The 24192-nt window shown below is 59.4% G+C and carries 24 protein-coding genes; 14 read left to right on the forward strand and 10 right to left on the reverse strand.

The genetic code is table 11. From position 1 onward, the window contains the following. Positions 1–5: 5 nt before the first annotated feature. Positions 6–893 (reverse strand): 1-acylglycerol-3-phosphate O-acyltransferase, YihG family, encoded by an 888-nt coding sequence (gene yihG / locus ABXR19_RS15795; protein ID WP_354602110.1) that lies wholly within the window; start codon positions 891–893, stop codon positions 6–8. A 503-nt stretch (positions 894–1396) separates the two neighbouring features. Here yihG and ABXR19_RS15800 point away from each other — a divergent pair. Then, positions 1397–2617 carry a sensor histidine kinase gene (locus ABXR19_RS15800; protein WP_354602111.1) on the forward strand — a complete coding sequence of 407 codons (1221 nt, stop codon included), beginning with the start codon at positions 1397–1399 and terminating at the stop codon, positions 2615–2617. A 119-nt stretch (positions 2618–2736) separates the two neighbouring features. Here ABXR19_RS15800 and ABXR19_RS15805 read toward each other — a convergent pair whose 3' ends face one another. The 4 genes from ABXR19_RS15805 to ABXR19_RS15820 all read right to left on the reverse strand — a co-directional run bounded on the left by ABXR19_RS15805 (position 2737) and on the right by ABXR19_RS15820 (position 6429). After that, positions 2737–3279: a TRAP transporter small permease gene (locus ABXR19_RS15805; protein ID WP_354602112.1), complete on the reverse strand. Its 543-nt coding sequence runs from the start codon at positions 3277–3279 to the stop codon at positions 2737–2739. Between the two features lie 14 nt (positions 3280–3293). Continuing rightward, positions 3294–4580: a TRAP transporter large permease gene (locus ABXR19_RS15810; protein ID WP_354602113.1), complete on the reverse strand. Its 1287-nt coding sequence runs from the start codon at positions 4578–4580 to the stop codon at positions 3294–3296. Between the two features lie 87 nt (positions 4581–4667). Continuing rightward, positions 4668–5642 (reverse strand): TRAP transporter substrate-binding protein, encoded by a 975-nt coding sequence (locus tag ABXR19_RS15815; protein ID WP_354602114.1) that lies wholly within the window; start codon positions 5640–5642, stop codon positions 4668–4670. A gap of 316 nt (positions 5643–5958) precedes the next feature. After that, the gene (locus ABXR19_RS15820) at positions 5959–6429 is read right to left on the reverse strand and encodes a hypothetical protein (protein WP_354602115.1); all 471 of its coding nucleotides are present in this window, start codon (positions 6427–6429) and stop codon (positions 5959–5961) included. 48 nt (positions 6430–6477) lie between these two features. Between ABXR19_RS15820 and rlmD the strand changes: the two genes are divergently transcribed. Further along, positions 6478–7776, forward strand: coding sequence for a 23S rRNA (uracil(1939)-C(5))-methyltransferase RlmD (gene rlmD / locus ABXR19_RS15825; RefSeq protein ID WP_354602116.1), 1299 nt, complete (start codon positions 6478–6480; stop codon positions 7774–7776). Positions 7777–7841: 65 nt separating this feature from the next. Here the strand turns inward: rlmD and ABXR19_RS15830 are convergent, their stop codons facing one another. After that, entirely contained in the window at positions 7842–8528 is a 687-nt protein-coding gene (locus ABXR19_RS15830) for a Bax inhibitor-1/YccA family protein (protein WP_354602117.1), read from the reverse strand. 244 nt (positions 8529–8772) lie between these two features. Here ABXR19_RS15830 and ABXR19_RS15835 point away from each other — a divergent pair, with 244 nt between their 5' ends. The 3 genes from ABXR19_RS15835 (at position 8773) to ABXR19_RS15845 (ending at position 11186) form a co-directional block, all read left to right on the forward strand. Next, complete coding sequence (locus ABXR19_RS15835) at positions 8773–9723, forward strand: DnaJ C-terminal domain-containing protein (protein ID WP_354602118.1); 951 nt, start codon at positions 8773–8775, stop codon at positions 9721–9723. Between the two features lie 2 nt (positions 9724–9725). Next, the gene (locus ABXR19_RS15840) at positions 9726–10043 is read left to right on the forward strand and encodes a chaperone modulator CbpM (RefSeq protein WP_354602119.1); all 318 of its coding nucleotides are present in this window, start codon (positions 9726–9728) and stop codon (positions 10041–10043) included. A 381-nt stretch (positions 10044–10424) separates the two neighbouring features. Next, positions 10425–11186, forward strand: coding sequence for a J domain-containing protein (locus ABXR19_RS15845; protein WP_354602120.1), 762 nt, complete (start codon positions 10425–10427; stop codon positions 11184–11186). Positions 11187–11418: 232 nt separating this feature from the next. Here the strand turns inward: ABXR19_RS15845 and ABXR19_RS15850 are convergent, their stop codons facing one another. Both ABXR19_RS15850 and ABXR19_RS15855 read right to left on the reverse strand, forming a co-directional pair. Beyond that, entirely contained in the window at positions 11419–12570 is a 1152-nt protein-coding gene (locus ABXR19_RS15850) for an ATP-binding protein (RefSeq protein ID WP_354602121.1), read from the reverse strand. 6 nt (positions 12571–12576) lie between these two features. After that, on the reverse strand, positions 12577–13266 hold the full coding sequence (locus ABXR19_RS15855) for a response regulator transcription factor (protein ID WP_354602122.1): 690 nt from the start codon (positions 13264–13266) through the stop codon (positions 12577–12579). 219 nt (positions 13267–13485) lie between these two features. Here ABXR19_RS15855 and ABXR19_RS15860 point away from each other — a divergent pair, with 219 nt between their 5' ends. The 3 genes from ABXR19_RS15860 to ABXR19_RS15870 all read left to right on the forward strand — a co-directional run bounded on the left by ABXR19_RS15860 (position 13486) and on the right by ABXR19_RS15870 (position 15076). After that, positions 13486–13947, forward strand: a complete 462-nt coding sequence (locus ABXR19_RS15860; RefSeq protein WP_354602123.1) for a Spy/CpxP family protein refolding chaperone — start codon at positions 13486–13488, stop codon at positions 13945–13947. Positions 13948–14004: 57 nt separating this feature from the next. After that, the gene (locus ABXR19_RS15865) at positions 14005–14181 is read left to right on the forward strand and encodes a hypothetical protein (RefSeq protein WP_354602124.1); all 177 of its coding nucleotides are present in this window, start codon (positions 14005–14007) and stop codon (positions 14179–14181) included. A 193-nt stretch (positions 14182–14374) separates the two neighbouring features. Further along, complete coding sequence (locus ABXR19_RS15870) at positions 14375–15076, forward strand: EF-hand domain-containing protein (protein WP_354602125.1); 702 nt, start codon at positions 14375–14377, stop codon at positions 15074–15076. Positions 15077–15134: 58 nt separating this feature from the next. Here the strand turns inward: ABXR19_RS15870 and mtnA are convergent, their stop codons facing one another. Then, complete coding sequence (mtnA, locus tag ABXR19_RS15875; RefSeq protein ID WP_354602126.1) at positions 15135–16175, reverse strand: S-methyl-5-thioribose-1-phosphate isomerase; 1041 nt, start codon at positions 16173–16175, stop codon at positions 15135–15137. Positions 16176–16286: 111 nt separating this feature from the next. On the opposite strand from mtnA, the gene ABXR19_RS15880 reads away from it, so the two are divergent. From ABXR19_RS15880 to ABXR19_RS15905, 6 genes are all read left to right on the forward strand, one after another. Then, positions 16287–16538: a PP0621 family protein gene (locus ABXR19_RS15880; protein ID WP_354602127.1), complete on the forward strand. Its 252-nt coding sequence runs from the start codon at positions 16287–16289 to the stop codon at positions 16536–16538. Further along, a complete protein-coding gene (locus tag ABXR19_RS15885; protein ID WP_354602128.1) occupies positions 16535–18097 on the forward strand; it encodes a sensor histidine kinase in 1563 nt (520 codons plus the stop codon). Before ABXR19_RS15880 ends, ABXR19_RS15885 begins: the two co-directional genes overlap by 4 nt. Beyond that, positions 18094–19500, forward strand: coding sequence for a sigma-54-dependent transcriptional regulator (locus tag ABXR19_RS15890; protein ID WP_354602129.1), 1407 nt, complete (start codon positions 18094–18096; stop codon positions 19498–19500). The genes ABXR19_RS15885 and ABXR19_RS15890 overlap by 4 nt, the downstream gene beginning before the upstream one ends. Continuing rightward, on the forward strand, positions 19500–20063 hold the full coding sequence (gene ampD, locus ABXR19_RS15895) for a 1,6-anhydro-N-acetylmuramyl-L-alanine amidase AmpD (RefSeq protein WP_354602130.1): 564 nt from the start codon (positions 19500–19502) through the stop codon (positions 20061–20063). The genes ABXR19_RS15890 and ampD overlap by 1 nt, the downstream gene beginning before the upstream one ends. Before the next feature lie 667 nt (positions 20064–20730). Continuing rightward, positions 20731–21774, forward strand: coding sequence for a hypothetical protein (locus ABXR19_RS15900; protein ID WP_354602131.1), 1044 nt, complete (start codon positions 20731–20733; stop codon positions 21772–21774). A gap of 470 nt (positions 21775–22244) precedes the next feature. Next, a complete protein-coding gene (locus ABXR19_RS15905) occupies positions 22245–22994 on the forward strand; it encodes a transglycosylase SLT domain-containing protein (protein WP_354602132.1) in 750 nt (249 codons plus the stop codon). A gap of 7 nt (positions 22995–23001) precedes the next feature. Here ABXR19_RS15905 and ABXR19_RS15910 read toward each other — a convergent pair whose 3' ends face one another. Continuing rightward, positions 23002–24171, reverse strand: a complete 1170-nt coding sequence (locus tag ABXR19_RS15910; protein WP_354602133.1) for a pyridoxal phosphate-dependent aminotransferase — start codon at positions 24169–24171, stop codon at positions 23002–23004. Positions 24172–24192: the final 21 nt, after the last annotated feature.

Raw genomic sequence — 24192 nt, forward strand, 5'->3', positions numbered from 1 at the left:
GAGGCTTACTTCCCCAGCAGCTCGCTGATGCGCGCTTCCTTCTCGGCCCACTGACTGTTTAGCCAGACCTGGATTTTCGAGCGGTAGTGCGGGTCGCGGCTGGCGGCTTCGCCGATGAATTCGGCCGGGATCTGCACCTGTTTCACTTCGACGATGACGCGGCCCATGCGCCCGCACATCACGTCCACAAAGGTCGGTACGCCGTCGGGATAGACGATGGTCACGTCGAGCATGGATTCGAAGAGTTCGCCCATGGTGCCCAGCGCAATCGAAGCGCCGCCGCTCTTGGGTTTGAGCAGATGCGGGTAGGGGGATTTCTGCTGCTTGTGCTTGGCGGCGGTAAAGCGCGTGCCTTCGAGGAAATTGATGACCGAGGTGGGAATGTGGCGGAATTTTTCGCAGGATTTGCGCGCGGTGGCCATGTCCGCGGCCGCTGCGGCGAGGGTCTTGCCGCCGCGGCGCATGAAGGGAAAATCCAGTGCCCACCAGGCCAGGCCGATGATGGGGATGTAGATCAGCTCGCGCTTGAGGAAGAATTTCAGGAAGGGAATGCGGCCGAGGAAGATGCGCTGCAGGATCAGGATGTCGGCCCAGCTTTGATGATTGCAGCTGATCAGATACCAGCCCTTGAGGTGCAGCTTGTCGCTGCCGCCGTCAAAGCTGACTTGCCAGTCCTGCCGCTCAATGGCGTTCATCCACAGGCCGTTGGCGTTGACCCAGGCATTGGCAATCGCGATCAGGCAGTGGTCGGCGAAGACACGCGCGGGGCGCAGCGGCAGGCACAGCTTGATCAGTGCAAAAGGGATGAAGGCGATGAACACCAGAATGGTGTTGAGGCCGATGGTCAGGGCGACGAACAAGGCCTTGAGCGGTGCGGGCAGCCAGCGAAGCATGGAGAGGTGCGCGGGTAAGGAATGAGCCGCGATTCTACCGCCTTAGGCTCGCGCCTGCGGCAGGACTGAGCAATGAGTGCTGAGGACTGAGTTGGGCATGCCTGGAAAGCTGCGCCGGGATTCGGTCTTCGGGCAGGGGTGCTGCAGAGGCAATACGGGGGCGGCTTTGCAGGCATGCCCCAGGAAAATCAGGTCTGCCTGTGGCAGAAGGCTGAGCGGGTTATGTGCAGGTGCGGGTCGGGGTATGGGTTGCCGAAGATGTTTGACGGGGGCGGCTCCAGGGCCACACTGCCCCAGTCCCCAGTCCCCAGTCCCCAGTCCCCAGTCCCCAGGTTTTTGCGACAGGTTTGAGGCCATTTTTGGCCTGTCTCGCATCGACTACGGCCATTGGGGCGCATCGATTCGCGGTGCTTGGGGCGGTGTGTATTCTTTGCGCTGCAACGTCGCTGGCGAGACTTTTTCGCGCATTTTTTTACATCATTTTTGTTTGGGTTTGAGGGCTGATGCCAGTATCTGAGCGCACTCCACGCACTATTCGCTTGCTCTCCCTGCAGAACGAGTTGTCGATGCACATCGGCACTTCGCTGGATCTGGGTGAGATGCTGCAGGATTTTCTGGCAACGCTGACGCAGTGCTTGCGCGCACGCGCCGCCCAGTTATGGTGGCTGAGCGAGGATGGGAGGATCGAAGGGCTGGCGTATCCAGAAACCGCGCTCGTTGAGACGGCGCGCAGCTTCCATCTGGTGGCCTGGCTGGCGGGCAATGCGGAGGATTTCAGGCCGCTCGATTCTGCCGGGAGGCCTCTGTGTGTGCTGCGTGTGGGCCGACAGGCCTGTTTGTTGATTGAGCAGGGCGAGGCGCAGGTGGGCGAGGAGGAGTTGAGCGCCTTGCGCATGCTCTTGCCACGGCTGGCCCTGGCCTGCCAGGCTTGCCTGGAGCATGCGCACTGCCGAACCTTGCTGGAGCTGACCCGGCTACAAAATCATGAAATGGGCCTGGCGCGCGAGCATTCGGATGCGTTGGCACGCAGCAAGAACGAGTTCATCGCCGCGATCAGCCACGAGGTGCGTACGCCGCTCAACAGCATCATCGGCTTTGCCGAGTTGCTGCAGCTGGAAACGGCGGGCAGCGAGCTGAACGATTACGCGAAAAACATTCTGGCCGGCGGGCGGCAGCTGTATGCCGTGTTCAATGATTTGCTGGATCTGGCCAAGCTGAACTCGGACCGGCTGGTGCTGCACCCGGAGGATATTGACCTGGCTGATTTGTGCCATGAACTGTGGGCCAGCCATTCACGCGAGGCGCAGGCCAAGGGGCTGGGCGGTGCGATGGTGATGGCGCCGGATTTGCCGGCGCGCATGGTGGTCGATCCGGTGCGCCTGCGTCAGGTGTTGAGCAATCTGCTCGGCAATGCGGTGAAATATACCGTGCAGGGGCGGGTCGAAATGCACGTGCATCTGAATGACGGCCTGCTGGCGTTTGCCGTCTGGGATACCGGCCCGGGCATTCCGCTGGAGGCGCAGAGTAAGGTGTTCGAGCGTTTTGCACAGGCTGACAACGTGCTGACGCACAATCACGCAGGCACAGGGCTGGGCCTGGCGATTGCGTGCGAGCTGGCCGAGTGCATGGGCGGGCTGATCGATCTGAGCTCGACACCCGGCGCGGGCAGCACCTTCACTTTGCTGCTGCCGCGTGTCGATCCGGGCTTGGGTGTAATCGAGTAGCTGGCTGTAGAGCCGCACCTGTAAAGGGTCTCCGGATAGTCTTGCCGGAAACCCTTGCCGGGATTGACGCTTGAGGTTGTATGCCTGCAGAGGGCCGCTGTGCGCGGCTCTCCAGACCCTTAGTGCGCAGCATCCTCCGGCTTGGCGCGGAAAGTTTCGCCATTTGCCGGATCGATGATGCAGCCGAGCTCGATCACCACGTTCTTCATGCTGTACAGCAGCATGATCGCCGCGGAAATTGGCATGCATGCATACAGCAGGGTTTTGGGCAGTTGCAGGGCATTGGTCACATCCTCGGCGCGCATGGCCAGCTCGTAGGAGTATTTGAGGAATACGCCCATGAAAAACAGCGAGGCCAGTTCGATCAACAGCCGATATACGTAGCGCAGGCGCACGTTGGCGATGTATTTCGAGATCCAGTCGCCCACGCTGAAATGCCCGCGTGTCACCCACAGCGCTGCTGCCCCGTAGAACACCAGCGCCGCGAAGATCAGTTCGACGATTTCATCGAACCAGTGCAGCGAAAACAGTGGCACGAAGCGCATCACGATGTTGGCGGTGAGCAGCAGGGTCAGCCCGGCGAACAGGACGATGCACACCCATTCGAGGATGAAGGTGATGATCGCGTCGAAGCGATCGAAGATCGAGTGAAAGGCTTTCATGGTCAGGCTCCTTTTTACATGCCGGGCATGAAGTAATTGGGCAGGAAGAGGGCGATTTCCGGCACGAAGGCGATCAGCAGCGTGACCAGCAGGATGCCGGCCATGAAGGGCAGGGCTTCTCGGGCCAACGGCCAGACCCCGGTTCGCGCAAAGCTATCAACTGCGAACAGGCACATGCCGACCGGCGGGGTCAGGTTGCCGATCATGATCAGCAGGGTCATTACGACGCCCAGATTGATCATGTCGATGCCGAACAGGCGCGCGATAGGCATGAAAATCGGCAGGGTGATCATGAAAATCGCGTTGCCTTCAAGAAAGCAGCCCAGTACCACGACGACGCCGATGATCATCCACAGCACCCCGGCGGGCGAGGCCGACAGGCCCGCCAGTGACTGGATCACTGCATCCGGGATGCGCTGGTGGATGGTCAGCCAGCCGAAGAAGTTGGCCGCAGCCATGATGAAAAGCAGGCCGGTGGTCTGTTTCAGCGAGGCAAACAGGATGCCGGGCAGCTGCTTCCATTTCAGATCGCGATAGGCAAAGCCCAAGCCCAGCGCATACAGGGTGACGATTACGGCCGCTTCGGTTGGTGTGAAGAAGCCGGTGAGAATGCCGCCGATGATGATGATCGGCGCCAGCAGCGGCCAGAACGCCGCCTTGGTGCTGGCGACGAGTTCGGTGAAATCCGCTTTCTCTGAACGGGGCAAACCGCGCGGCTTGGCCATCAAGGCAATTGCAATCATCATCGCGCCGCCCATCAGCACCCCCGGAATGAAACCGGCAAGGAAGAGTTTGGCGACCGATACCGAGGTGATCGCGCCATACAGCACGAAGGGAATCGAGGGCGGAATCACCGGCCCGATGCAATTGGCTGAGGCGACGATGGCCGCCGACAGCGGTTTGGGATAGCCGTTATCGACCATCGCCTTGTGCTGGATGCGGCCCAGACCAGCTGCATCCGCCACGGCTGAGCCGGACATGCCCGAGAAAATCATCGAGGAAATCACGCTGACCTGGCCCAGCCCGCCGGAGATGTGGCCGACGCAGGCCTTGGCGAAACGGAAGATGCGATTGGTGATGCCACCGGTATTCATCAGATTGCCGGCGAGAATGAAGAAAGGGATGGCTAGCAGAGTGAAGCCGGTGGTGCCGCCGTACATGCGCTGCGGCAGCATGATGAGCAGGTCGGGCTCGCCTTCCCACAGGAAGAAACCGATGGCGGTCAGACCGATGGCCACAGCAATCGGCAAGTCGACCATCAGCAGGATGAGCAGGACGGTGAAGATGACGAGTGTCAGCATGTGCGTCTCCGCATGAGCACAGGGCTCATGGTGCGTTCAGGGGTGAAGTGAAAAGCGCCCGCGAAGGCGGGCGCTTTGAACGGGCTCTCAGGCGCCGTTTTTCTTCAGAATGGCCATGAACTCGTCGAAGTTCTTGGCGCCAACCTTGGCTTTCACCTTTTCATAGGCGGGCGGCATCGCGGCCTTGAACGGGGCGAGATCCGGCGTGTCGATGCGAATGCCCAGCTTCTTCATCTCGGCGATTTGAGTGGCCTCCTGATCACGCACCAGATGGCGCATCAGCTTGCTGGCCGAATCGGACTCTTCCTGGATGATCTTCTGCTGGTCCGGCGTCAGCTTGTTCCAGACCTTTTTCGAGACCACGTGGGTCATCGAGCTGTAGGTGTAGTTAAGCATCGAGATGTACTTCTGCGACTCGTAGAGTTTCAGGTTGTAGATCACCGCGATCGGGTTTTCCTGACCATCCACCACACCGGTCTTCATGGCCATCACCAGCTCCGAGAAACCGATGGTCTGGGCCATGCCGCCACAGGCTTCAACAAAGGCCTGATACGCGAAGGCTGGTGGGGTGCGGATCTTCAGCCCCTTCATGTCGGCGGGCGTGAGGATCGGGCGCTTGGAGTTGGAGACTTCGCGGAAGCCCCATTCCCAAGCTGAGAGATATACCAGTCCTTTGGCTTCCAGATCCTTGGCAACCCATTTCTTGAAATCGCCATCAATAACCTTGTCGGCCATGGCGTAATCCTTGAATGCGAAGGGTGTGCTCACGGCATCAAATTTCGGGACGTATTTCGCAATCTGATCCTGGCCCGACAGACTCATGTCAATGGCGCCCAGAATGGCTTGTTCCAGCACTTCGGGCGGATTGCCAAGCTGGTTGTTCGGATAAATCTTGATGCGCACCTGGCCGCCGGTGCGCTTGTCCACGTTGGTGGCGAATTGTTTGGCGGCGGTCTGGGCTGGATGGTCTTCGGCACCGAAGTGGCCGAGCTTGAGTTCGACCTGCGCCGAGGCGTGCGGCGCGGCAAAGGCCAGCATCATCAGGAATGCGAGTTTTTTCATGTCCCCTCCAATATCGGCGGCACTCGAAAGGTGAGAGCAGGAGCGCCAGTCTGCCAAAACTGCTCTGGGTCTGCAGTTGTCCGACAGGATACGGAGAGTTACGCGTGGGTCATACTGAGGGTTTTCCCGGAAAGCGACCGTTGCCCCAAGCTGGATCGCGTTTTTATGGGCTTTTCAGGATTTGATCTGGCTCAAAAGTGTTGCGATGCAGGGTGCTTTGCCTGACAACTTGTCTGCGAGTGGGCGGGATATGGACGAAGGATATGGACGAAAAAAAGCCGACCCGCAGGTCGGCTTTTCAATGCAACGCGCCGAATTACTTGGCAGCAGATGCGTCAGCAGCCGGAGCCGAAGCCTCAACCGGAGCGGACATGTCAGCAGCCGGAGCGGACGCTTCAACAACAGCAGACGCTTCAACAGCAGGAGCGGAGGCTTCAACGGCAACAGCGGCTTCTTCCTTCTTGCCACAAGCGGACACGGCCAGAGCGATCAAAGCGGCGATGAGGAGTGATTGTTTCATTGTTAGTTCCCTTGCGAAAATATGAGTTCGGACGAGCCAAATAGCTGAAATCGACCATTTGGCCGATTGCAGGATTATAACAACCGGGAAAGCAAAAAGGGAACAGTTTGGTGCAAAGAAGTGATGCTGAGACTGGTGCTGCAATAGGTAGTTGCCCGAAGCGGGGGCTGCCCGTAAGGGAATATGGGTTTTATGCGGTGTTTGTGAAGGTGAATTCCATCTATTTGATTCGCCGAGTGTTTGTGCTGAACAACGCTTGTAAATCACCGGCCGGCCGCTACAATCGCCCCCTTTTCCTTGATTTCGGGGCTGCTCATGCCGTTTGCGCTGGTTGAATCGCTGGATCACGAAGGGCGTGGCGTTGCGCATGACGAAGGTAAGGCCATTTTCATTGAAGGCGCCTTGCCGGGCGAGCAGGTCGAATATTCAAGTTATCGCAAGAAACGCAATTTCGAACAGGCGACTTGCGTGCAGATCTTCAAGCCGAGCGCACTGCGCGTGACGCCGCGCTGCGAGTTTTTCGGCGTGTGCGGCGGCTGCAGCATGCAGCATCTGGAGGTCAGCGCCCAGGTGGCGGCCAAGCAGCGGGTGATGGAAAACGCGTTCTGGCACATCGCGCGGGTCAAGCCGGATGTGGTGCTGCCGCCCATTTACGGCCCGGCCTGGGGCTATCGGGATCGTGCGCGTATTGGCGTGCGTGTTGTGCCCGAGACTGGCGCGGTACTGGTCGGTTTTCACGAGAAAAAAAGCAGTTTCATTGCCGACATGAGTAGTTGCGAAGTCTTGCCCCGGCACATCTCGGCACTGCTCTTGCCTTTGCGTGCCCTGATTGCCGGTTTGTCGGTGCCAGACCGGATTTCGCAGATTGATGTTTGCGCAGGCAGCGACCATTCGGTGCTGATGTTGCGCAACCAGACGTCACTGACGGCGCAGGATGAGGCGAGCTTGCTGGCTTTTGGTGCGACGCACGGGCTGCGCATGTGGTTGCAGCCGGGTGGACCGGAGACGGCTCATCCGGTACGCAAGGGCGAGGAGGCGTATCTGCATTACACCTTGCCCGAGTTCGGGTTGAGTCTGCGTTTTCGTCCGACCGACTTCACTCAGGTGAATGTGCACATCAATCGTTTGCTGATCCGGCGTGCCATGCAGTTGCTGGACCCACAGTCCGGCGAGCGGATTGCGGATCTGTTCTGTGGTCTGGGTAATTTCAGCCTGCCGATTGCGGCGCGCGGCGCGATGGTCGTTGGCGTAGAAGGGCTGGCGTCGTTGACGCAACGCGCCAGTGAAAACGCGGCGTTGAATGGTTTGAGCGAGTGCAGTGAATTCCGCGTCGCCAATCTGTTTGAGGCTACTGAAAAGAGTCTGGCCAAGCTCGGTCCGCTCGACAAGCTGCTGATCGATCCTCCGCGCGACGGGGCGATGGCTGTGTGCAATGCGCTTGGCAAACAGGCGCCGCGCCGGATTGTGTATGTCTCGTGCAACCCGGCTACGCTGGCGCGTGATGCGGCAATCCTGATCAAGGAAAAGGGCTACCGCTTGTGTAGTGCCGGCGTGGCCAACATGTTTCCGCAGACTTCACATGTAGAGTCGATCGCGCTGTTCGAGCGCGTCTGAGTTTGTAATGAGCAATGGAAAACGCCCGCAACTGCGGGCGTTTTGCTGTGTGGCGAGACGTTTATTCAGTCGCGTTCGCCGCCGAAGATGCCGAGGATCTGCAGCAGGCTGACGAAGATGTTGTACAGATCCAGATACACGGCCAAGGTGGCCGTGACGTAGTTGGTTTCGCCGCCAGTGATGATGCGGTTCAGGTCATACATCAACCAGGCCGAAAACAGGCCGCAGACCACGACGGAGAGCGCCAACTGCAGGGCCGGCAACTGGAAAAAGATGTTGGCGATGCTGGCCACGATCACCAGCAGGGTGCCGATGAACAGGAATTTCCCCATCCCCGACAGGTCGCGTTTGATCGATGAAGCCAGAGCCGACATGGCCAAGAAAATCACCGTTGTGCCGCCTGCCGCCATCGCGATCAGGGTGCCGCCGTTGGAGAAACGTAGAGTGCGCTCCAGAGTCACCGACAGCATCAAGCCCATCACAAAGGTGAAGCCCAGCAACAGGAAGACGCCCGTACTGCTGTCACGGAAACGCTGGACGGCGAACATCAGGCCAAACATCACGCCCAGCATGATCAACGTGCCCATCAGCGGGCTGCCGCGCAGCATGCCGGCAATATGCAATTCCATGCCCAGCCAGGCGCCCAGTGCGGTAGGCAGCATCGACAGGGCCAGCAGGTTGTAGGTGTTGCGCAGAACCTTGTTGCGGCTTTGCGCCAGATCCAGCGAGCCAGTATTCAGGGTGCGATCCATTCGAGGATTCTCCATGCGGGTTTGAGGCGACGCTCATTCTGGCGTCTGTTGCATGGACAAGGCAAGTGCGGCGAGGTTCCCCCGGTGCGCAGCGTTCCTTTTTTCAGGAGCCTGTGTGTACTAGCGCACTGTGCTGTGCACGGCCAAGCCTTAACGTCCGCGCAGGCAAGCTTGCCCAAAGGGTATGCCTGCTAAAAAGGCCATGCTTCTGACCTAGGTTTAGCTGAAGAAGGGGAGACTCTACGTGGAATTCAAGGATTACTACCAGACGCTGGGCGTGAGCCGCACGGCGTCTGCTGAAGAGATCAAGAAGGCCTTCCGCAAGCTAGCGCGCAAATACCATCCGGATGTCTCCAAGGAGCCGGACTCCGAGCAGCGCATGCAGGAAATCAACGAGGCCAATACCGTGCTCTCGGATGTCGAGAAACGCGCGGCCTACGACCAGCTTGGCAGCGCCCCACCGCCGGGACAGGAATTCCGCCCGCCACCGGGCTGGGATGAAGGTTTTGAATTCTCCAGTCGCGGTTTCTCTTCGGGCGAGGGCGCCGATTACAGCGATTTCTTTGCCGAGCTGTTTGGCCACATGGGGGCGGGCTCCCGTGGCGCCCATCACCGGCATGGCGGCAAGGCGCGTGGCGAGGATCACCATGCCAAGGTCGTACTGGATCTGGGCGATACGTTTACCGGCGCAACGCGCCAGATCTCCCTGCGCGTGCCGCGGCAGGATGAACACGGCCGCGTTCAGCTTGTCACTCGCACGCTGAACGTCAAGATTCCGCAAGGCGTGCATGAGGGTCAGGTCATTCGCCTCGCCGGGCAGGGCGAGCCGGGCGTGGGTGGTGGCGCAGCCGGCGATCTGCTGCTGGAGGTGCATTTCAAGCCGCATGCTCGCTTGCGCGTCGAAGGCCGTGAGTTGCACCTGACGCTGCCCGTTACGCCTTGGGAGGCTGCGTTGGGTGCCGTGGTCAGCGTGCATCTGCCGGGCAGCGAACTGAAAGTGCGCATCCCCGCTGGTACGCAAAGTGGCCGTCAGTTGCGTGTGCGGGGCAAGGGCATTCCCGCCAGTCCGCCGGGGGATCTGCTGCTCGACATCCAGGTCGTGTTGCCACCCACCGACACCCCGCAGGCGAAAAAAATCTACGAAGACATGGCGCGCGATCTGGCTTTCGATCCGCGTCAAGACGGGAAGGAATGAGCATGCGTGATGACGAAATTGGCGACATCCTGATCGGCAGTCTGCTTGACGATTCCTGGCTCACGCTGGAACAGGTCGCTGCCGCCTGCAGCGTGGAACCGGACTGGCTGATCCTGCATATCGAAGAAGGCCTCTTTCCGCGCGTCGAATGCCTGGCCGGCATCTGGCGATTCTCCAGCGCCTGCCTGCACCGCGCCCAGCGCATGCGCCAGCTGGAACGCGATTTCGACGCTGGCCCCGAGCTGGCCGCGCTGGTAGCCGATCTGCTGGAGGAAGTGGACGATTTGCGCGGGCAACTGCGGCGGGTGAGGCCGGGTTGATGTGCTGATCTTTGCAAAGGCATGGTCCGAAGAGCCTCGCACAGCAGGTATCTTCAGCCAGCCTGATCAGGCTGGCGGGGTTAGGCTCTGCGGGTAGTCAATATTGCCAACTTGTCTTGTGCCTGTTGAAGGCCTCACCATGATCTCACGCCGTGACAGCAGATCTTTATCCTGGCCAAGCGGATCATTTCTTCCGCTGTGGCAGCGCGTGATTGAGTGATCAAACCTCGTGCCTAAAAATCGTGTACCTTATTGGGCCGGATCGGCACGTGGGCTTGGTATAACAGCTGAGATCGTTCAATGTACGCGCGTGCGTTTTTCAGTTGAATGCTCCCTCCCGGGTCGTCACAAAACAACCTCTTGACCACAAGACTACACAGCATGGCCAAAACGCAAACACTCTACGATCTGCTTGAAGTCAGCCCGCAAGCCTCTCTTGATGCCATTCATGCCGCGTATGAAAGACTGAAGAACAAATATCTGGAAGGGAAGTTGAACTCAGGGCAGCTGGATGCCACGACACAGTTCAACTTGATCAAGGATGCTTACCTCACTTTGTCCCGGCAAGAAACGCGTGATAGATACGATGCAAAGTTGACGGCTAACCGTACATCGGGACCGACTGTCGTGTATGCGGATGCGGATTATTCGCAGCCCAGCAACATCTGGAAATGGGTTCTGGTCGTGATCTTGGCAGGCGGTGCCGCGTTCTATTTTTCTGCTCAGCACAAGATTGAAACCGAGAAACTTCGGCTCGTTGCAGAAGCCCAGAGGCTGCAGTTGGAGCAAGCCGCGCAACTCGAAAAAGATCAGGAAGCTCAGTCTGAACTTCAGCGCGCGCGTGCCGCCATGGCGGAAGAAAAACGCCAGGAGTACGAAGCCGCACGGCAACGGAGCGAGCTTTCACGTGATAGTGATCGTATCAACCGCGACCTGGCAAATGCTGCACGCCAATCTCAGCGGGAAGATGAGCGTGCTCGTCAGCAAGAAGAGTACAGGCAGCGCCAAGTGGAATCTCAACGCCGGCAGGAAGCCTCCGAAGCCCAGCGCAGAATCGACCGAGAGCGCTCCTTGGCACGCCAGCTGGAACAAGAAAACCGTTCTGGATCATCCAAAGCAGGTGGAATTCCAATGCGCCATTAGGGGTATTGGTTTTGCCTATGGATTGCAGTGCTGGACCCAGTACATACGGCGAATGGCGATCATCAATACGCCGCCAGGTAATCTCGGGGTAAGAGCGGCGGTTTGAGGTCCTGTTGCAGCAATGCCTGTAGAGCCGCACCCGGTAAGGCTGTACAGGCCGGATGTCTGGAGCGCCTTTCTGAGCGGGGATTCCCGGGTGCTATGTCTGAAGAGGTCCGCGCAGTGCGGCTTTTCAGGTGCTGCCGTGCAGAAAACCGGCCGGCAGGCGCAGTTCGAAGCGCAGGCCTCCGTGCTCACGATTGACTGCACGTACGCTGCCGCCGTGGGCTTCGATGGTTTGGCGGGTAATCGCCAGACCGAGGCCGTAGCCGTCGTTGCCGCGATCTTCGCGAAAGCGCACGAAGGGTTCGAAAATAGCGCCCAGTGCGGCTTCCGGCAGGCCGGGGCCATCGTCTTCCACGTCGATGCGCAGGGTTTTGCCTTCGGCATGCAGGCTGACGTGTACGGTGCTGCCCTCGAAGGTGTGGCGCAGGGCGTTGCGCACGACGTTTTCGACGGCCCGGTGCAGCAGATCGGCGCGGCCCTGCACCAGCGCCTCGCAGCTCGCCACGAATTCAAGCTTGCGCTGGCTGGTGCTGGCCTCGAAGCGCGCGTCCTCGACAATGGCTTCGACCAGATCGAGCATGTCGACGGATTCATCCAGCGCGCCGCAGGAGCGGGCTTCCAGGCGCGAGAGGGTCAGCAATTCTTCCACCAGTCGGTCGATGCGGCCGGATTCGCGCTCGACGCGCTGCATGCTGGCTTCGGTCTTTTCGGGCTGCTGGCGGGCGATGTCGATGGCCAGTTGCATGCGTGCCAGCGGCGAGCGCACTTCGTGCGACACGTCATGCAGCAGGCGACGCTGGCTATCCATCAGGCTCTTGAGCTGGCGCGCGGTGTCTTCAAAGTCGTGACCCAGTTCGGCCAGTTCGTCGCTGCGCCGGCCGATTTCGGCGCTCGGGTGGATGTCGAAATCACCTTGGGCGACGGCCGCGAAAGCTTTGCGCAGGGCCATGATCGGGCGTGACAGATAGCGCGCCAGCAGGGCCGCGAAAATCAGGCTGGCTACGCCGCCAACGGTAATTGGCAGCCAAGGGAAAACTCGTGGGCCGGGAAAGGGCGGGCCACCATCGAACGGTGGCGGGCGCATCTGCGCCTGGCCGGGGCTGTTTGGCCTGCCGGTGTTGCCGGGGGGCGGGTCGCGTTCGGTCCAGCGCGCATCGCCTGGCGCCGGGCGGAAATCGCGGTGCGGGTCGTTCAGCCAGAACAGAGTGCCGACGACGTTGGTAGTGACCAGTTGAGCAACGAGGATGACGGCGAAGATCTTCCAGAACAGGCGGCTCATGCGTGCTCAGCTTCCTGCCTTGATGAACTGGTAACCCTGACGGAAGATCGTCTGGATGCTGGAGCGGCCATCGGCGAGCAGGCCGAGTTTTTCGCGGATCTTCGACAGATGCACTTCGATGCTGCGGTCGAATTTCTGCAGCGGGCGGCCCAGACCTTGTTCCGAAAGTTCGGCCTTGGTGACGGTGCGTCCTGCGTTGCGCGCGAGGACTTCGAGCAGATTGAATTCGGTGCTGGTCAACTCCAGTGGCGCCCCTTGCCACTGCGCGCGGCGTTGCTCGGGCCACATCGACAGGGCTCCGGCGCTGACCGGCTGGCAGGTGTCGTCGTCCAGCGCGCCGGAGCGTCGCAGGATGGCACGAATGCGCGCCGAGATTTCGCGCGCGGTGCAGGGCTTGGCCACGTAGTCGTCGGCGCCTTGTTCCAGACCGACGATGCGGTCGATGTCGTCGCCGCGTGCGGTGAGCATCAGCACCGGCATGCGGCTGCGCTTGCGGATCTGGTTGAGGACTTCGATGCCACTCATCTGCGGCATCATCACATCGAGCACGGCAATCGCGAATTCGCCACTCAGCGCGCGGATCAGGCCTTGCTCGCCGTCGCTGGCGGTTTCCACCTGAAAGCCTTCGCGGCCCAGATAGTCCGCCATCATCTCGACCAGTTCGGCGTCGTCGTCTACCAGCAAAACCCTGGCCATGTGCATTCCTCCTGAAGTGTCCTGCAGGATAGTCGAGCTGTACGCTACGCGCCCTGTCCGCCTGAGCGGTTTTAACGATTTTTACCTGCGTGTGGCCACGCTTTGATCGGCTTTTACGCCGGCTTGAAGGCGTTTTACAGTGCTCGGCTGAAGAATGGCGTCACTGCTTGCGCTGCATGAGGCAAGCCCTGAAACCCGCGTCCACAGGAGTTCTTCAGTATGTCGTCATCCTTCGTTCTTCGTCACGCTTTGCTGGCTCTGGTGCTGCTGCCACTGATTGCCAGTGCCCAGACCCCGCCGCCGCCCCTGCCGGCCGGTGCTCCGCCCGCAGGGGCGCATCGCGGACCGCCCCCGGGCCTGCCGATACCGCCCGAATTGCGCGGCGTGAAACTCAGCGAGGCGCAGCAGGATAAGGTCTTCCAGATCATGCATGAGCAGTCCGCTGCCCTCTATGAGGCGACGAAAACGGCGCAGCGTGCGGACGCCGAGTTGCATGTGCTGAGCCTCGCGTCGAATTTTGATGCAGCCCGAGCGCGCGTACTGGCGGAGGCTGCTGGCAAAGCGCAGGGTGAGATCGCCTATCTGCATGCCAGCAGCACGGCGCGGATTTTCGCACTGCTCACGCCTGAGCAGCGTCGTTTGCCGCCGGAGGAAGGAAGCCGCCCGCCGCCACGTCCCTGATCGAACGCCGACAAGTCTTGCCTCTGTTGCTCCTCCGACAGAAAACCTCCCCGAGGCTTGTCTTTCGCCCGCCCTGTTGTAAAACAGGGCGGGCTTTTTTACGGCAAGGCTTGCCGTGAGCTTCTGATCGACCCTGAAACGCCTTGGGCTGTTCAATTTTGCCGCCCGGAAATTATTGCCGTTGTGGTCTCGATGCGCGACGCGAAAAACCAGAAAGTGCACGTAGATGGCTGATTTCTTGAGGAGTTTTTAACCGCTTTAACGCCAATCCGGCCCAAGCCGGTACTGCGTGGGCCGATAACTTGCAAAGGGAATGTCGCCCAACCTTTCATCATCTCCGCAGGCGAAAGGTTGGGCGCGGAGATGTTGAGTCGGCCCGCCAGGGGCGGCTCAAGAGTGTTCAACCACGCAAGAACAGGAGTCCATCATGAGCAGTATCAGTAGCATCAGCAGTCTGGCCAGTACGCTGTTTACCAGGCTGGATACCAAGAGCCAGGGTTTCATCGAGAAGACCGATCTGCAGAGTGCCTTCGACAAGATTTCGAAGATCGGTTCAGCCAGCAGCTCCAGCGTCGATGAGGTGTTCGCCAGTCTGGACGGCGATAGCGATGGCAAGGTGACTCAGAGCGAGATGACGACGAGCATGCAGAAACTCGCCGATCAGCTCGATAGCCAGTTGGGTAGCATGCGCATGAGCGACGCCATGGGCGGGCAGGGTGGCCCGGGCGGAGCGGGCGGCATGCCACCGCCGCCACCGCCCTCGGGCAGCGGCGGGCGGGATGATGCGGGCTTCACGCAGGACGAGTTGAGCAGCCAGCTCACTGAAATAGGCAGTAGCGACAGCAAGCGTTCCAGCCTGATTTCGAACATCGTCGCCAACTTTGACAAGGCCGACACGGACAGCGATGGCAAGGTCAGTATGAAAGAGGTGATGGCCTATGACCAAACCAGCAGCACATCCTCCACGACGGCTGCCAACGCTAGTGCTTCGAGTGATTCCAGCAGCGCCAGCAGTTCATCGGATAGCAACAGCGAGTTCGCTGTGATGATGAAAATCATGCAGCTGGCGCAGTCCTATAGCGCCTTTGACCAGGCATCAAGCCAGAGCAGTCTGTCGACGGTTGCATGAATCCTGTTGCCAAGCCTTGACTGCGTCGTCTCGGTTGTCGAGTCGGCGCAGCGCGCTTTCAGACCAGCTCACCCGGCGCAAACACACCGCGTTCGGTGATGATGCCAGTGATCAATGCTGCTGGCGTGATGTCGAAAGCCGGGTTGCAAACGGCTTCGGTCGCGTCGATGCAACGGACACTGGCGATCTCGCCGTCGGCGAGCAGGCCGGTGGCGAGGCGCAGCTCCTCGGCGCTGCGTTCCTCGATCGGAATCGCGGCGCCATTCGGGCAGGCCAGATCAATCGTCGACCAGGGCGCGGCGATGTAAAAGGGCACGCCGGCTTCTCTGGCTGCGAGGGCTTTGAGGTAGGTGCCGACCTTGTTGGCGGTGTCGCCATTGGCGGCGATGCGATCCGCGCCGGTGATGACGATGTCCACTTTCCCTTGTTGCAGCAGCAGGCCGGCAGCATTGTCGGCAATCAGGGTGTGTGGCACTTGATTGGCAGCGAGTTCGGCAGCGGTCAGGTAGCCCTGATTGCGCGGCCGCGTCTCGCTGACCCATACGTGCTGTGCGATGCCTGCCTGAAGAGCCGCATAGACAGGCGCTAGCGCGGTACCCCATCCGCAGGTGGCCAGTGCGCCTGCATTACAGTGGGTCATGCTCTGTAAGGGCCGCTGGGTGCGGCTCTCCAGCAGGGTGCTTTTCAGGATGCTCAAGCCATGTTGGCCGATGGCCTGATTGGCGGCGATGTCTTCGATGCGGATCTGGTCGGCTTCGGCCCAGGCGGCGGCGCTGCGTTCAGCGGGGGCCAAGGGTGCCAACAGCGTTTGCATGCGTGCCAGTGCCCAGTGCAGATTGACGGCGGTCGGGCGGGTGGCGGCGAGGGTTTCAAGTGCGTGGGTGAGGCCGGCATCCGAGGCGTCGGCTTGCATCGCCAGCGCCACGCCATAGGCCGCAGAGGCGCCAATCAGTGGTGCGCCGCGCACCTGCATGCTGCGGATGGCGTGGGCCATTTCCTCCAGCGATGTCAGGGTGACAGACTGCCAGGTGAGCGGTAGACGAGTCTGGTCGAGAATGCGGACGTGCTGGCCGTGACGGAGGATGGTTTCGAAGAGCATGACGGGATCGCAAGAGAAGAATCGACAGGATTATCCCATTCGGAGCGGCAAGGCTACTTGATCCGGATGCTTGCCGGGATAAACTGCGGGCTTGAATAGTGTGGAGCCGGTATGCAGAAGCTGTTCTTGTTTCTATTCGCCTTGCTGGCGATCTGGTATGTGCGCCGACTGGTGCAGCGTGGCGATGCTGATGACTCTTCATCTGCGCCTCCGGTCGAAACGCGTCGTGATGCTCTGCGTAGTGAAACCGTGCGCGAATGTGCCCAGTGCGGTGTGCTGGTGCCGGAGAGCGAAGGTGTCGTTGTGGGCGACGGTTTCTATTGCTCGGCCGAACATGCACGTCTGGCGGAGCGTGGCCGATGAGCCTCGCTGCATTGCCGTCAGGCGAATCCAGTCATGCGCGTGCCGTTTCGATCCGCTATTTCAATCTGTACCGGATTGTCGTGGCGAGCGCGTTCGCGATTTTTGGCGGGGTCTTCAGCTTCGGCCAGAAGGCACCGGAAGTTTTTCTGGTCACTCTGGTTGCCTACTGGGTGATGGCGTTTTCTTTCTTCCTGCTGCATGCCGGTAGTCCGCACTATGGCGAGCGTACCCTGGGTCTGCAGACGGCGTTGGACATCATCATGCTGGCCTTGTTCATGTATGCCAGCGGCGGCTTTCGCAGTGGCATGCCCTTTCTGATGATGACCTCGATTGCCGGTGCCGGCCTGGTGGGGCAGGGGCGCATGGTGCTGGGCGCGGCGTCTCTGGCGACGATGGCCGTGCTGGTTGATCAGCTGTATCGGACCTTGACCGGGAATGAAGGTCAGGTCGACTTTTCACAGGCAGCGATCATTTGTGTGGGTTTCTTTGCCGTGGCGGTGGTGGCCAGAATGCTGTCGCGCCGGGCCTTGGCCAACGAGGCGCTGGCAAATTCGCGAGGCTTTGATCTGGCGCGTCAGATGCGCGTGAACGCCCGCATCATCGAGGATATGCAGGATGGCGTGGTGGTGCTGGATGCGGAAAATTCTGTGCGCCAGATGAATCCGCGGGCCAGTGAGTTGCTGGGCGTGGCCTTGCAGACGGGTGATCGTATCGTCGAAAGCTTGCCGGATCTTGCCAGCAGCATCTTGCTTGAATCCAGTCCGGACAGTGTGCAGATGGTCGCGGAACGGACCGGCAAGACCCTGAGCGTGCGCCGGGTGGCGATTGCCGAAGCTGGCGCCGCTGGGGATACGCTGTTATTTCTGGAGGATATGGATCGGGTGCAAGCGCGGGCGCAGCAGATCAAGCTGGCGGCGCTGGGGCGACTGACCGCCAACATTGCGCATGAAATCCGCAATCCGCTGTCTTCGGTGTCTCATGCCAGCGAGTTGTTGCTCGAAGAGAAGCGGCAGGGCGTGCAGGAGCGGCTGGTGCGGATCATTCACGACAATGCGGCGCGTATTGAACGCATCGTGCGTGACGTGCTGGAGCTGGGGCAGCGGGATCGCCTGACATCCGAGCCGCTGGATCTGGCGCAGTTCTGTCGCGGGTTCGTGGACGAATTCTCGATTCCGAATCCGCGTATCGCGCAGTTGGTGCAACTCGAGCTGGACGAGGGGGCAAGGGGCTGTTTTGATCGTCTGCATCTTTATCAGATCCTGGCCAACCTGATCGGCAATGCCAGTCGGTATTGCTCCGGGCAGGATGGGAGCATCTGCTTGAGCGTACGCGTGATCGACGAACATCGTGTGCAGATCGCCGTTCGCGATGATGGCCCCGGCATTCCGGCGGAAGATCGGGCCAAAGTATTCGAGCCTTTTTTTACGTCTGATCCCAAGGGCACTGGTTTGGGTTTGTTCATGGCACGCGAGCTGGCTGAGGCGAACGGTGCCGAATTGAGTTTGCAGGATGCGCCAGGTGGCGCAGAGTTTCATTTGATGGCCAGGAGAACTGCATGAGCAGCGAAAGTCAGGAACGTCGCAAGGGGCGCGGCGCAGACGTGCTGGTGGTAGATGACGAAGAGGATATTCGTGAGCTGATTGAACTCTCGCTGGTGCGCATGGGCCTGGGTGTTGATGCGGCGGGATCGGTGAAAGAGGCGATCAAGCTGATCAGCGAACGTCAGTATCGTTTGTGCCTGACCGATATGCGGCTGCCCGACGGTGAAGGCCTGGATGTCGTGAAGTACATCAACGAGCATTGCGCGGATCTGCCGGTGGCGGTGATTACCGCACATGGCAGCATGGATAACGCGGTGACGGCGCTGAAGGCAGGAGCCTTCGATTACCTCTCCAAGCCGGTGGCGCTTGATCAGTTGCGGGCCTTGGTGAAGTCCGCGCTGGAAGTGCCCAAACCGCAACTCAAAGAGGGTAAGCCGGCCGCGCAACTCACCGGTGACTCGTCGGCCATGCAGCAGGTGCGTGCGATGATCGAGCGCTTGGCGCGCAGCTTGGCGCCTGTTTATATCTCGGGCGAATCCGGGAGCGGCAAGGAGCGCGCAGCACGTCTGGTGCACGGCCTCGGCCCGCGTGCAGACAAGGCCTTTGTCGGGGTTAACTGCGGTGCAATCCCGGAAAATCTGATGGAGAGCGAGTTCTTCGGTTACCGCAAAGGCGCGTTCACAGGCGCCGAAACCGATCGCGACGGCTTCTTTCAGGCGGCCGATGGCGGAACTTTGTTTCTCGATGAAGTGGCGGATCTACCCCTGGCCATGCAGGTCAAACTGCTGCGCGTGATTCAGGAAAAGCGCGTGCGTCGCGTGGGTGATACGCAGGAGCAGGCGATCGATGTGCGCATCATTTCGGCGACGCATCAGAACCTGCGCGAACGCGTCGAACAAGGCAAATTCAGACAGGATCTGTTCTATCGCTTGAATGTGATCGAGCTGAAGATGCCTGCCTTGCGCGAGCGCCGCGACGACATTGCCGGTCTTGCGGAGAGCTTGTTGGCGCGTCTGGCGACGGATGCGGGTCTGCGTCCGCCTCGCTTGACGGAGCGTGCGCTGAAGGCCTTGCTGGGCTATGGCTTTCCCGGCAATGTACGGGAACTTGAAAACATTCTTGAGCGTGCCCTGGCCTTGTCACTGGGGGATGCGATTGATGTCGAGGATCTGCATCTGGAGCCGCAGGATTGCGAGGGCGCCGCGAGTCGTGGCGACTCTGCCAACGGTGGCCCCTTACAGGACTATCTGGATCAGGTTGAGCGTCAGGCCATCGTGGAGGCTCTGGGTAAAACCTCAGGGAATCGCACTGCGGCTGCGCGTGTGCTGGGCGTTACCTTTCGCTCCTTGCGCTATCGCATGGAGCGTCTGGGCATGAAGGGTGACAAGAACGACAAGCTGGAAGCTGGGGATCTTGATTGATGCGGGACGCTCTGCGACTTGATGCCGCAGGCTGGATCGAAGGGGCACGCCGTGTGCCCTCTCCCAATTGTGATGCGCGCCCGCAGGGCGAGGCGCCGCAACTGCTGGTCATTCATGCCATCAGCTTGCCGCCGGATCAGTTTGGCGGTCCCGGCGTCGAGCAGCTTTTTACCAATAGGCTGGATCCCGAACAGCATCCGTATTACGCGCAGATCCAGCATCTTCGGGTTTCTGCGCATTTCTTCATCCGGCGTGACGGCGAACTTGTCCAGTTCGTTGCCGTAAACGATCGTGCCTGGCATGCGGGGGTTTCGAGTTGGCAGGGTCGCGAGCGCTGCAATGATTTTTCCATCGGGATTGAGCTGGAAGGCTGCGATACCGCGCCCTTCGAGACCGCGCAGTACCTTCAGTTGGCGAGCCTGGTACGAGGTCTGCGGGTGGATTTTCCTTTGTGCGAAATTCTCGGACATAGTGACATTGCGCCCGGACGCAAGACGGATCCCGGCCCGTTTTTCGATTGGTTTCGGCTACATTCTTTGCTCGCAGAGGCTCCGGCCGCTTGAGGTTTTTCTACTGTACTTAGTCTGAATCGCGGTTTGGACGACTATATCTAGTGCTTTTCTTGCGAAGTCCGTTCAAATTATTTTGCACTGCAAGGTGTGAATTTCGCATCAGGCGATGAAATTTCCGACAAACGATTTTCATGTATGAAATCCTCTGTCTGAGCTACGGTGGTCCTTGCAGAGCTTTTGTTGGTGCGGGTTAAAGGGCGTTTTTACGGCAAGATTGTTTTTTCATCTGACATATTATTGTTGTGCAGATGAAATCAACATGTAAAAAAATCTTGATTCATTTGCTGTTTTGGCTTAAACGGTATTTAGTGCTTATGCATTTGAAAGCGAACTGAATCCGGTGTCCTGCGAACATTTGCCCCGCGTCCCAAATTTCAGCCCTGTCGTCTCCCGGCGATTCGTGCAGGGAGAGCCTATTGCTCTTCTGCGCTTTCAAGCCACCTCGTTTTTTTGTGAGCCCGTTTTACGTGCTCGCCATGCGCTCCGTCATTCTTTCGGTAAGCGCATCTCCATCCCATTTCCTGCCACGCATTTTTGTGCGCAAGGCGGTTTCAAGACGCCGCGTTATCGCGCGGCTTTACACCATTCGACCGGAGTATGGCGGAAGGTGCGTATGTGTAGTGTCCAACCTGAGCGGTGCTAATAAGGAGGTGTGAAGATGGCAACAGATAAAAAACCCGCAGCAAAGAAAGCTGCACCCAAGGCTGCAGCCAAGCCGGTAGTGAAAAAAGCAGCTCCGGCCAAAGCCGTAGCCAAGCCTGCAGTGAAAAAAGCAGCACCGAAGGTTGCGGCCAAACCTGCCGCCAAGCCGGCGGCAAAGAAGGCTGCTCCGGCTAAAGCCGTCGCCAAGCCTGCCGTGAAGAAAGCTGCACTAAAGGCTGCGGCTAAACCTGCCGCCAAGCCCGCGGCGAAGAAGGCTGCTCCAGCAAAAGTTGCGGCCAAACCCGCAGTGAAGAAAGTAGCTCCGAAGGCTGCCGCCAAACCCGCGGCCAAGCCAGCAGCGAAGAAGGCTGCTCCAGCAAAAGCTGCGGCCAAGCCCGCAGTGAAGAAAGCGGCTCCGAAGGCTGCCGCTAAACCCGCGGCCAAGCCAGCAGCGAAGAAGGCTGCTCCAGCAAAAGCTGCCGCCAAGCCCGCAGTGAAGAAAGCGGCTCCGAAGGCTGCCGCCAAACCCGCGGCCAAGCCAGCAGCGAAGAAGGCTGCTCCAGCCAAAGCTGCAGCCAAGCCCGCAGCGAAGAAAGCGGCTCCGAAAGCTGCCGCCAAACCTGCTGCTAAGCCAGCAGCAAAGAAGGCTGTCCCAGCCAAAGCTGCAGCCAAGCCCGCAGCGAAGAAAGTAGCGCCGAAGGCTGCGGCTAAACCCGCGGCCAAGCCGGCGGCGAAGAAGGCTGCTCCGGCGAAAGCTGTCGCCAAGCCAGTAGCGAAAAAAGTAGCTCCGAAGGCTGTGCCCAAGGCTGCCGCCAAGCCTGCTGCTCCGACTAAAGTCGCAGCCAAGCCTGTAGTAAAGAAGGTGGCCCCAAAAGCTGCTGTGACCAAGCCGGCGGCTCCTGCTGCAGCACCAGCAGCCAAGCCTGTCGCTGCGGCTGAAGCGCCCAAGGAGCCTGAGCCTGCCCCCAAACCGGTTCCGTCCACCTCCGCAACGCCTGGCATCAAATCCTCGCTGAATCCGCGAGCGGGCTGGCCGTTTCCGAACGGTGGCCGTCCTTGATGTAATGGGCTTGTAGTAAGCCGGGATGTGCAAGCATTCCGGCTTTTTTATTTACAAGTGCGCAAAGTCAGTCCTGATGCGGCTCTTGGGTGTATGCATTTGGAATGTTCGCGCCCTGTATGGGTTTGCGGCGGATTGACAAAGTGCATTGAAATCAATAAACTGCAGTTCATCTTATTGTTTTACGAGAAAACTGCTTATATCCAATAGGCATTGCGTGTGGTCTGTTTGATGCACCTCGTTACGAATACATGCCCGGATAATTCAATCAAGGCGCAGAGGTTTTATTTCTGTGCCGCAGCACAAGCAGCAAGCCCCCTGGTTGCGGGGTGAGCAGTGCAAACCTGATGGCGCTTCCCATACGTGAAGAGTTAGCCGTCGAAAATTCGAGTCGAACTTTGCCTGAGCGCATACCTTTAATCGGGTTGCGTGTCTGTGTGTGTGCGGGTTTTGCCGGAATGGAGGATTACATGACCCATATCGTTCGCGTTTCACGCTTCACTCAGCATTTGCTGACCTTCGTCCTGTATTTTGCTCACGGCAGTTTCGTAATGCTTGGGGTGATGGTCATTGGTCTGGTTGGTTATCAACTCACCCAGTTCGGATCTGAAGGCCTTAATCCACGTGCAATGTTCGGTTATCGGCCGGTTGTGCTTGAAAGCGGGGCCGCTGCAATTGAGCTGGTCGATGCTGTATACGCCGAATCATCGGCTGAGCAAGCTGGTTTGCCTGAGGGGCTTGGCCGCGTTTCTGCTGCCATTGCCAAGCGCCACCGTGTTTCCTCGGTCGTGGTCGAGTCTCTTGTGAAGGCTGCACAGCGCGAAGCTCAGGAGAACGGCATTGATCCTCTGTTGGTTCTTGCGGTAATTACCGTTGAATCGGGTTTCAATCCATTTTCTGAAAGTGTATTAGGCGCGCAAGGCTTGATGCAGATTATCCCGAAATACCACGGAGATAAAATTGCGGCGGATAAGGGTGTAGCGGCGCTGTTTGATCCGGCAGAAAACATCCGGGTTGGAACGCTTATTCTGAAGGCGTATCAGCGCAGCACGGGTAGTGTTGAAGCTGCATTGCAACTGTATGGTGGAGCGAGTAGCGATTCAGATATGGCGTATTCCGCCAAAGTTTTGCAGGAGCTTGATCGTCTGCGGCAGGTTGCAGGCTTGCCTGTTGCCGCCCGTACAGCTGTGCGTGCCAAAGCCGGTTCTGGCGAAAGCTGAGTGTTGATCACATGATCGAGCGCATGCGTTGAAGCGCTTCCTCGATACGCGTCAGGTCTGCAGTATAGGCAATACGTAAGTGTTCTTCTGCGCGATGCGCGCCAAAATCCAGCCCCGGCGTCGTTGCGACGCCCGCGTCTTCAAGCAGGCGGTGAGCCAGCGTCATGCTGCTACGGCATATGCCGGACACTCTGGCGTATATGTAAAATGCCCCGGCAGGCTCTGTGTCAACATGCAGGCCAAGGCCGCGTATTCCTTGTAACAACGCCGTTCGCCGTGCGGCAAAGATGCTGCGCCGCGCCTCCAGAAGAGTAAGAGTTTCAGTTGAGAAAGCGGCCAGTGCAGCATGCTGGGCCGGGCTTGATGCGGCGATGAAGAGGTGTTGGGCAAGCATTTCGATTGGCCGCGTATAGCCTTCCGGCACCACCAGCCAGCCAAGGCGCCAACCGGTCATGCCGAAGTATTTCGAGAAGCTGTTGACCACAAAGACGTCATCGCGACGGCTCAGGATCGTTTCTGCCGGCTGTTCGTAGACTAGTCCCTGATAAATCTCGTCCACAATCAGGCTTCCTGTACGCGCAGCGACCAGATCAGCAAGCTGATCCAGTACCGATTTGTCGATGACCGTGCCTGTCGGATTCGACGGGCTGGCAACCAGCAAGCCGCGTGTGCGTGCAGACCAGGCCGCCGCTACCTGCTCCAGGCCTGGTTGGTAGTTGCTGAGAGCATCTACTGGCAAGGCCTGTACGACACCATTGAAGGCTTGGATGAACTGCCGGTTGCAGGGGTAGCCAGGATCGGTCAGCAGCCATTCATCACCAGGGTTGGTGAGTGCGGCAACTGCCAGCAGAAGAGCCCCGGAAGCTCCTGCGGTGATCACGATTCGCTCTGCAGGAACTCTGGCAGCAAAACGGCTGGCATAGAAATTCGATACCGCTTCGCGCAGGGCGGGCAGGCCTAGTGCCGGGGTGTAGCGCACTTGTCCATTTGCCAGAAAATGCTGCCCGGCTTCAATGATGGCGGGCGGTGTTGGAAAATCAGGCTCCCCCACTTCCATGTGAATGATGTCGCGCCCTTGTGCTTGCAGCGTCTGTGCGCGTGCAAGCAGCTCCATGACGTGAAAGGGCGGGATGTCGTGCAGGCGCGATGCGAGGCGGTCAGGGGGGCGGGAGTTCATGACTCAAGGGCGTGAGGAATA

The organism is Uliginosibacterium flavum (genome assembly GCF_040566545.1).
Lineage (GTDB): Bacteria > Pseudomonadota > Gammaproteobacteria > Burkholderiales > Rhodocyclaceae > Uliginosibacterium > Uliginosibacterium flavum.

Excerpts from the sequence above, each read along its gene's own strand:
- yihG (WP_354602110.1), bottom strand. The coding sequence starts at position 893 with ATGCTTCGCTGGCTGCCCGCACCGCTCAAGGCCTTGTTCGTCGCCCTG.
- ABXR19_RS15800 (WP_354602111.1), top strand. The coding sequence starts at position 1,397 with ATGCCAGTATCTGAGCGCACTCCACGCACTATTCGCTTGCTCTCCCTG.
- ABXR19_RS15805 (WP_354602112.1), bottom strand. The coding sequence starts at position 3,279 with ATGAAAGCCTTTCACTCGATCTTCGATCGCTTCGACGCGATCATCACC.
- ABXR19_RS15810 (WP_354602113.1), bottom strand. The coding sequence starts at position 4,580 with ATGCTGACACTCGTCATCTTCACCGTCCTGCTCATCCTGCTGATGGTC.
- ABXR19_RS15815 (WP_354602114.1), bottom strand. The coding sequence starts at position 5,642 with ATGAAAAAACTCGCATTCCTGATGATGCTGGCCTTTGCCGCGCCGCAC.
- rlmD (WP_354602116.1), top strand. The coding sequence starts at position 6,478 with ATGCCGTTTGCGCTGGTTGAATCGCTGGATCACGAAGGGCGTGGCGTT.
- ABXR19_RS15830 (WP_354602117.1), bottom strand. The coding sequence starts at position 8,528 with ATGGATCGCACCCTGAATACTGGCTCGCTGGATCTGGCGCAAAGCCGC.
- ABXR19_RS15840 (WP_354602119.1), top strand. The coding sequence starts at position 9,726 with ATGCGTGATGACGAAATTGGCGACATCCTGATCGGCAGTCTGCTTGAC.
- ABXR19_RS15845 (WP_354602120.1), top strand. The coding sequence starts at position 10,425 with ATGGCCAAAACGCAAACACTCTACGATCTGCTTGAAGTCAGCCCGCAA.
- ABXR19_RS15850 (WP_354602121.1), bottom strand. The coding sequence starts at position 12,570 with ATGAGCCGCCTGTTCTGGAAGATCTTCGCCGTCATCCTCGTTGCTCAA.
- ABXR19_RS15855 (WP_354602122.1), bottom strand. The coding sequence starts at position 13,266 with ATGGCCAGGGTTTTGCTGGTAGACGACGACGCCGAACTGGTCGAGATG.
- ABXR19_RS15860 (WP_354602123.1), top strand. The coding sequence starts at position 13,486 with ATGTCGTCATCCTTCGTTCTTCGTCACGCTTTGCTGGCTCTGGTGCTG.
- ABXR19_RS15870 (WP_354602125.1), top strand. The coding sequence starts at position 14,375 with ATGAGCAGTATCAGTAGCATCAGCAGTCTGGCCAGTACGCTGTTTACC.
- mtnA (WP_354602126.1), bottom strand. The coding sequence starts at position 16,175 with ATGCTCTTCGAAACCATCCTCCGTCACGGCCAGCACGTCCGCATTCTC.
- ABXR19_RS15880 (WP_354602127.1), top strand. The coding sequence starts at position 16,287 with ATGCAGAAGCTGTTCTTGTTTCTATTCGCCTTGCTGGCGATCTGGTAT.
- ABXR19_RS15885 (WP_354602128.1), top strand. The coding sequence starts at position 16,535 with ATGAGCCTCGCTGCATTGCCGTCAGGCGAATCCAGTCATGCGCGTGCC.
- ABXR19_RS15890 (WP_354602129.1), top strand. The coding sequence starts at position 18,094 with ATGAGCAGCGAAAGTCAGGAACGTCGCAAGGGGCGCGGCGCAGACGTG.
- ampD (WP_354602130.1), top strand. The coding sequence starts at position 19,500 with ATGCGGGACGCTCTGCGACTTGATGCCGCAGGCTGGATCGAAGGGGCA.
- ABXR19_RS15900 (WP_354602131.1), top strand. The coding sequence starts at position 20,731 with ATGGCAACAGATAAAAAACCCGCAGCAAAGAAAGCTGCACCCAAGGCT.
- ABXR19_RS15905 (WP_354602132.1), top strand. The coding sequence starts at position 22,245 with ATGACCCATATCGTTCGCGTTTCACGCTTCACTCAGCATTTGCTGACC.
- ABXR19_RS15910 (WP_354602133.1), bottom strand. The coding sequence starts at position 24,171 with ATGAACTCCCGCCCCCCTGACCGCCTCGCATCGCGCCTGCACGACATC.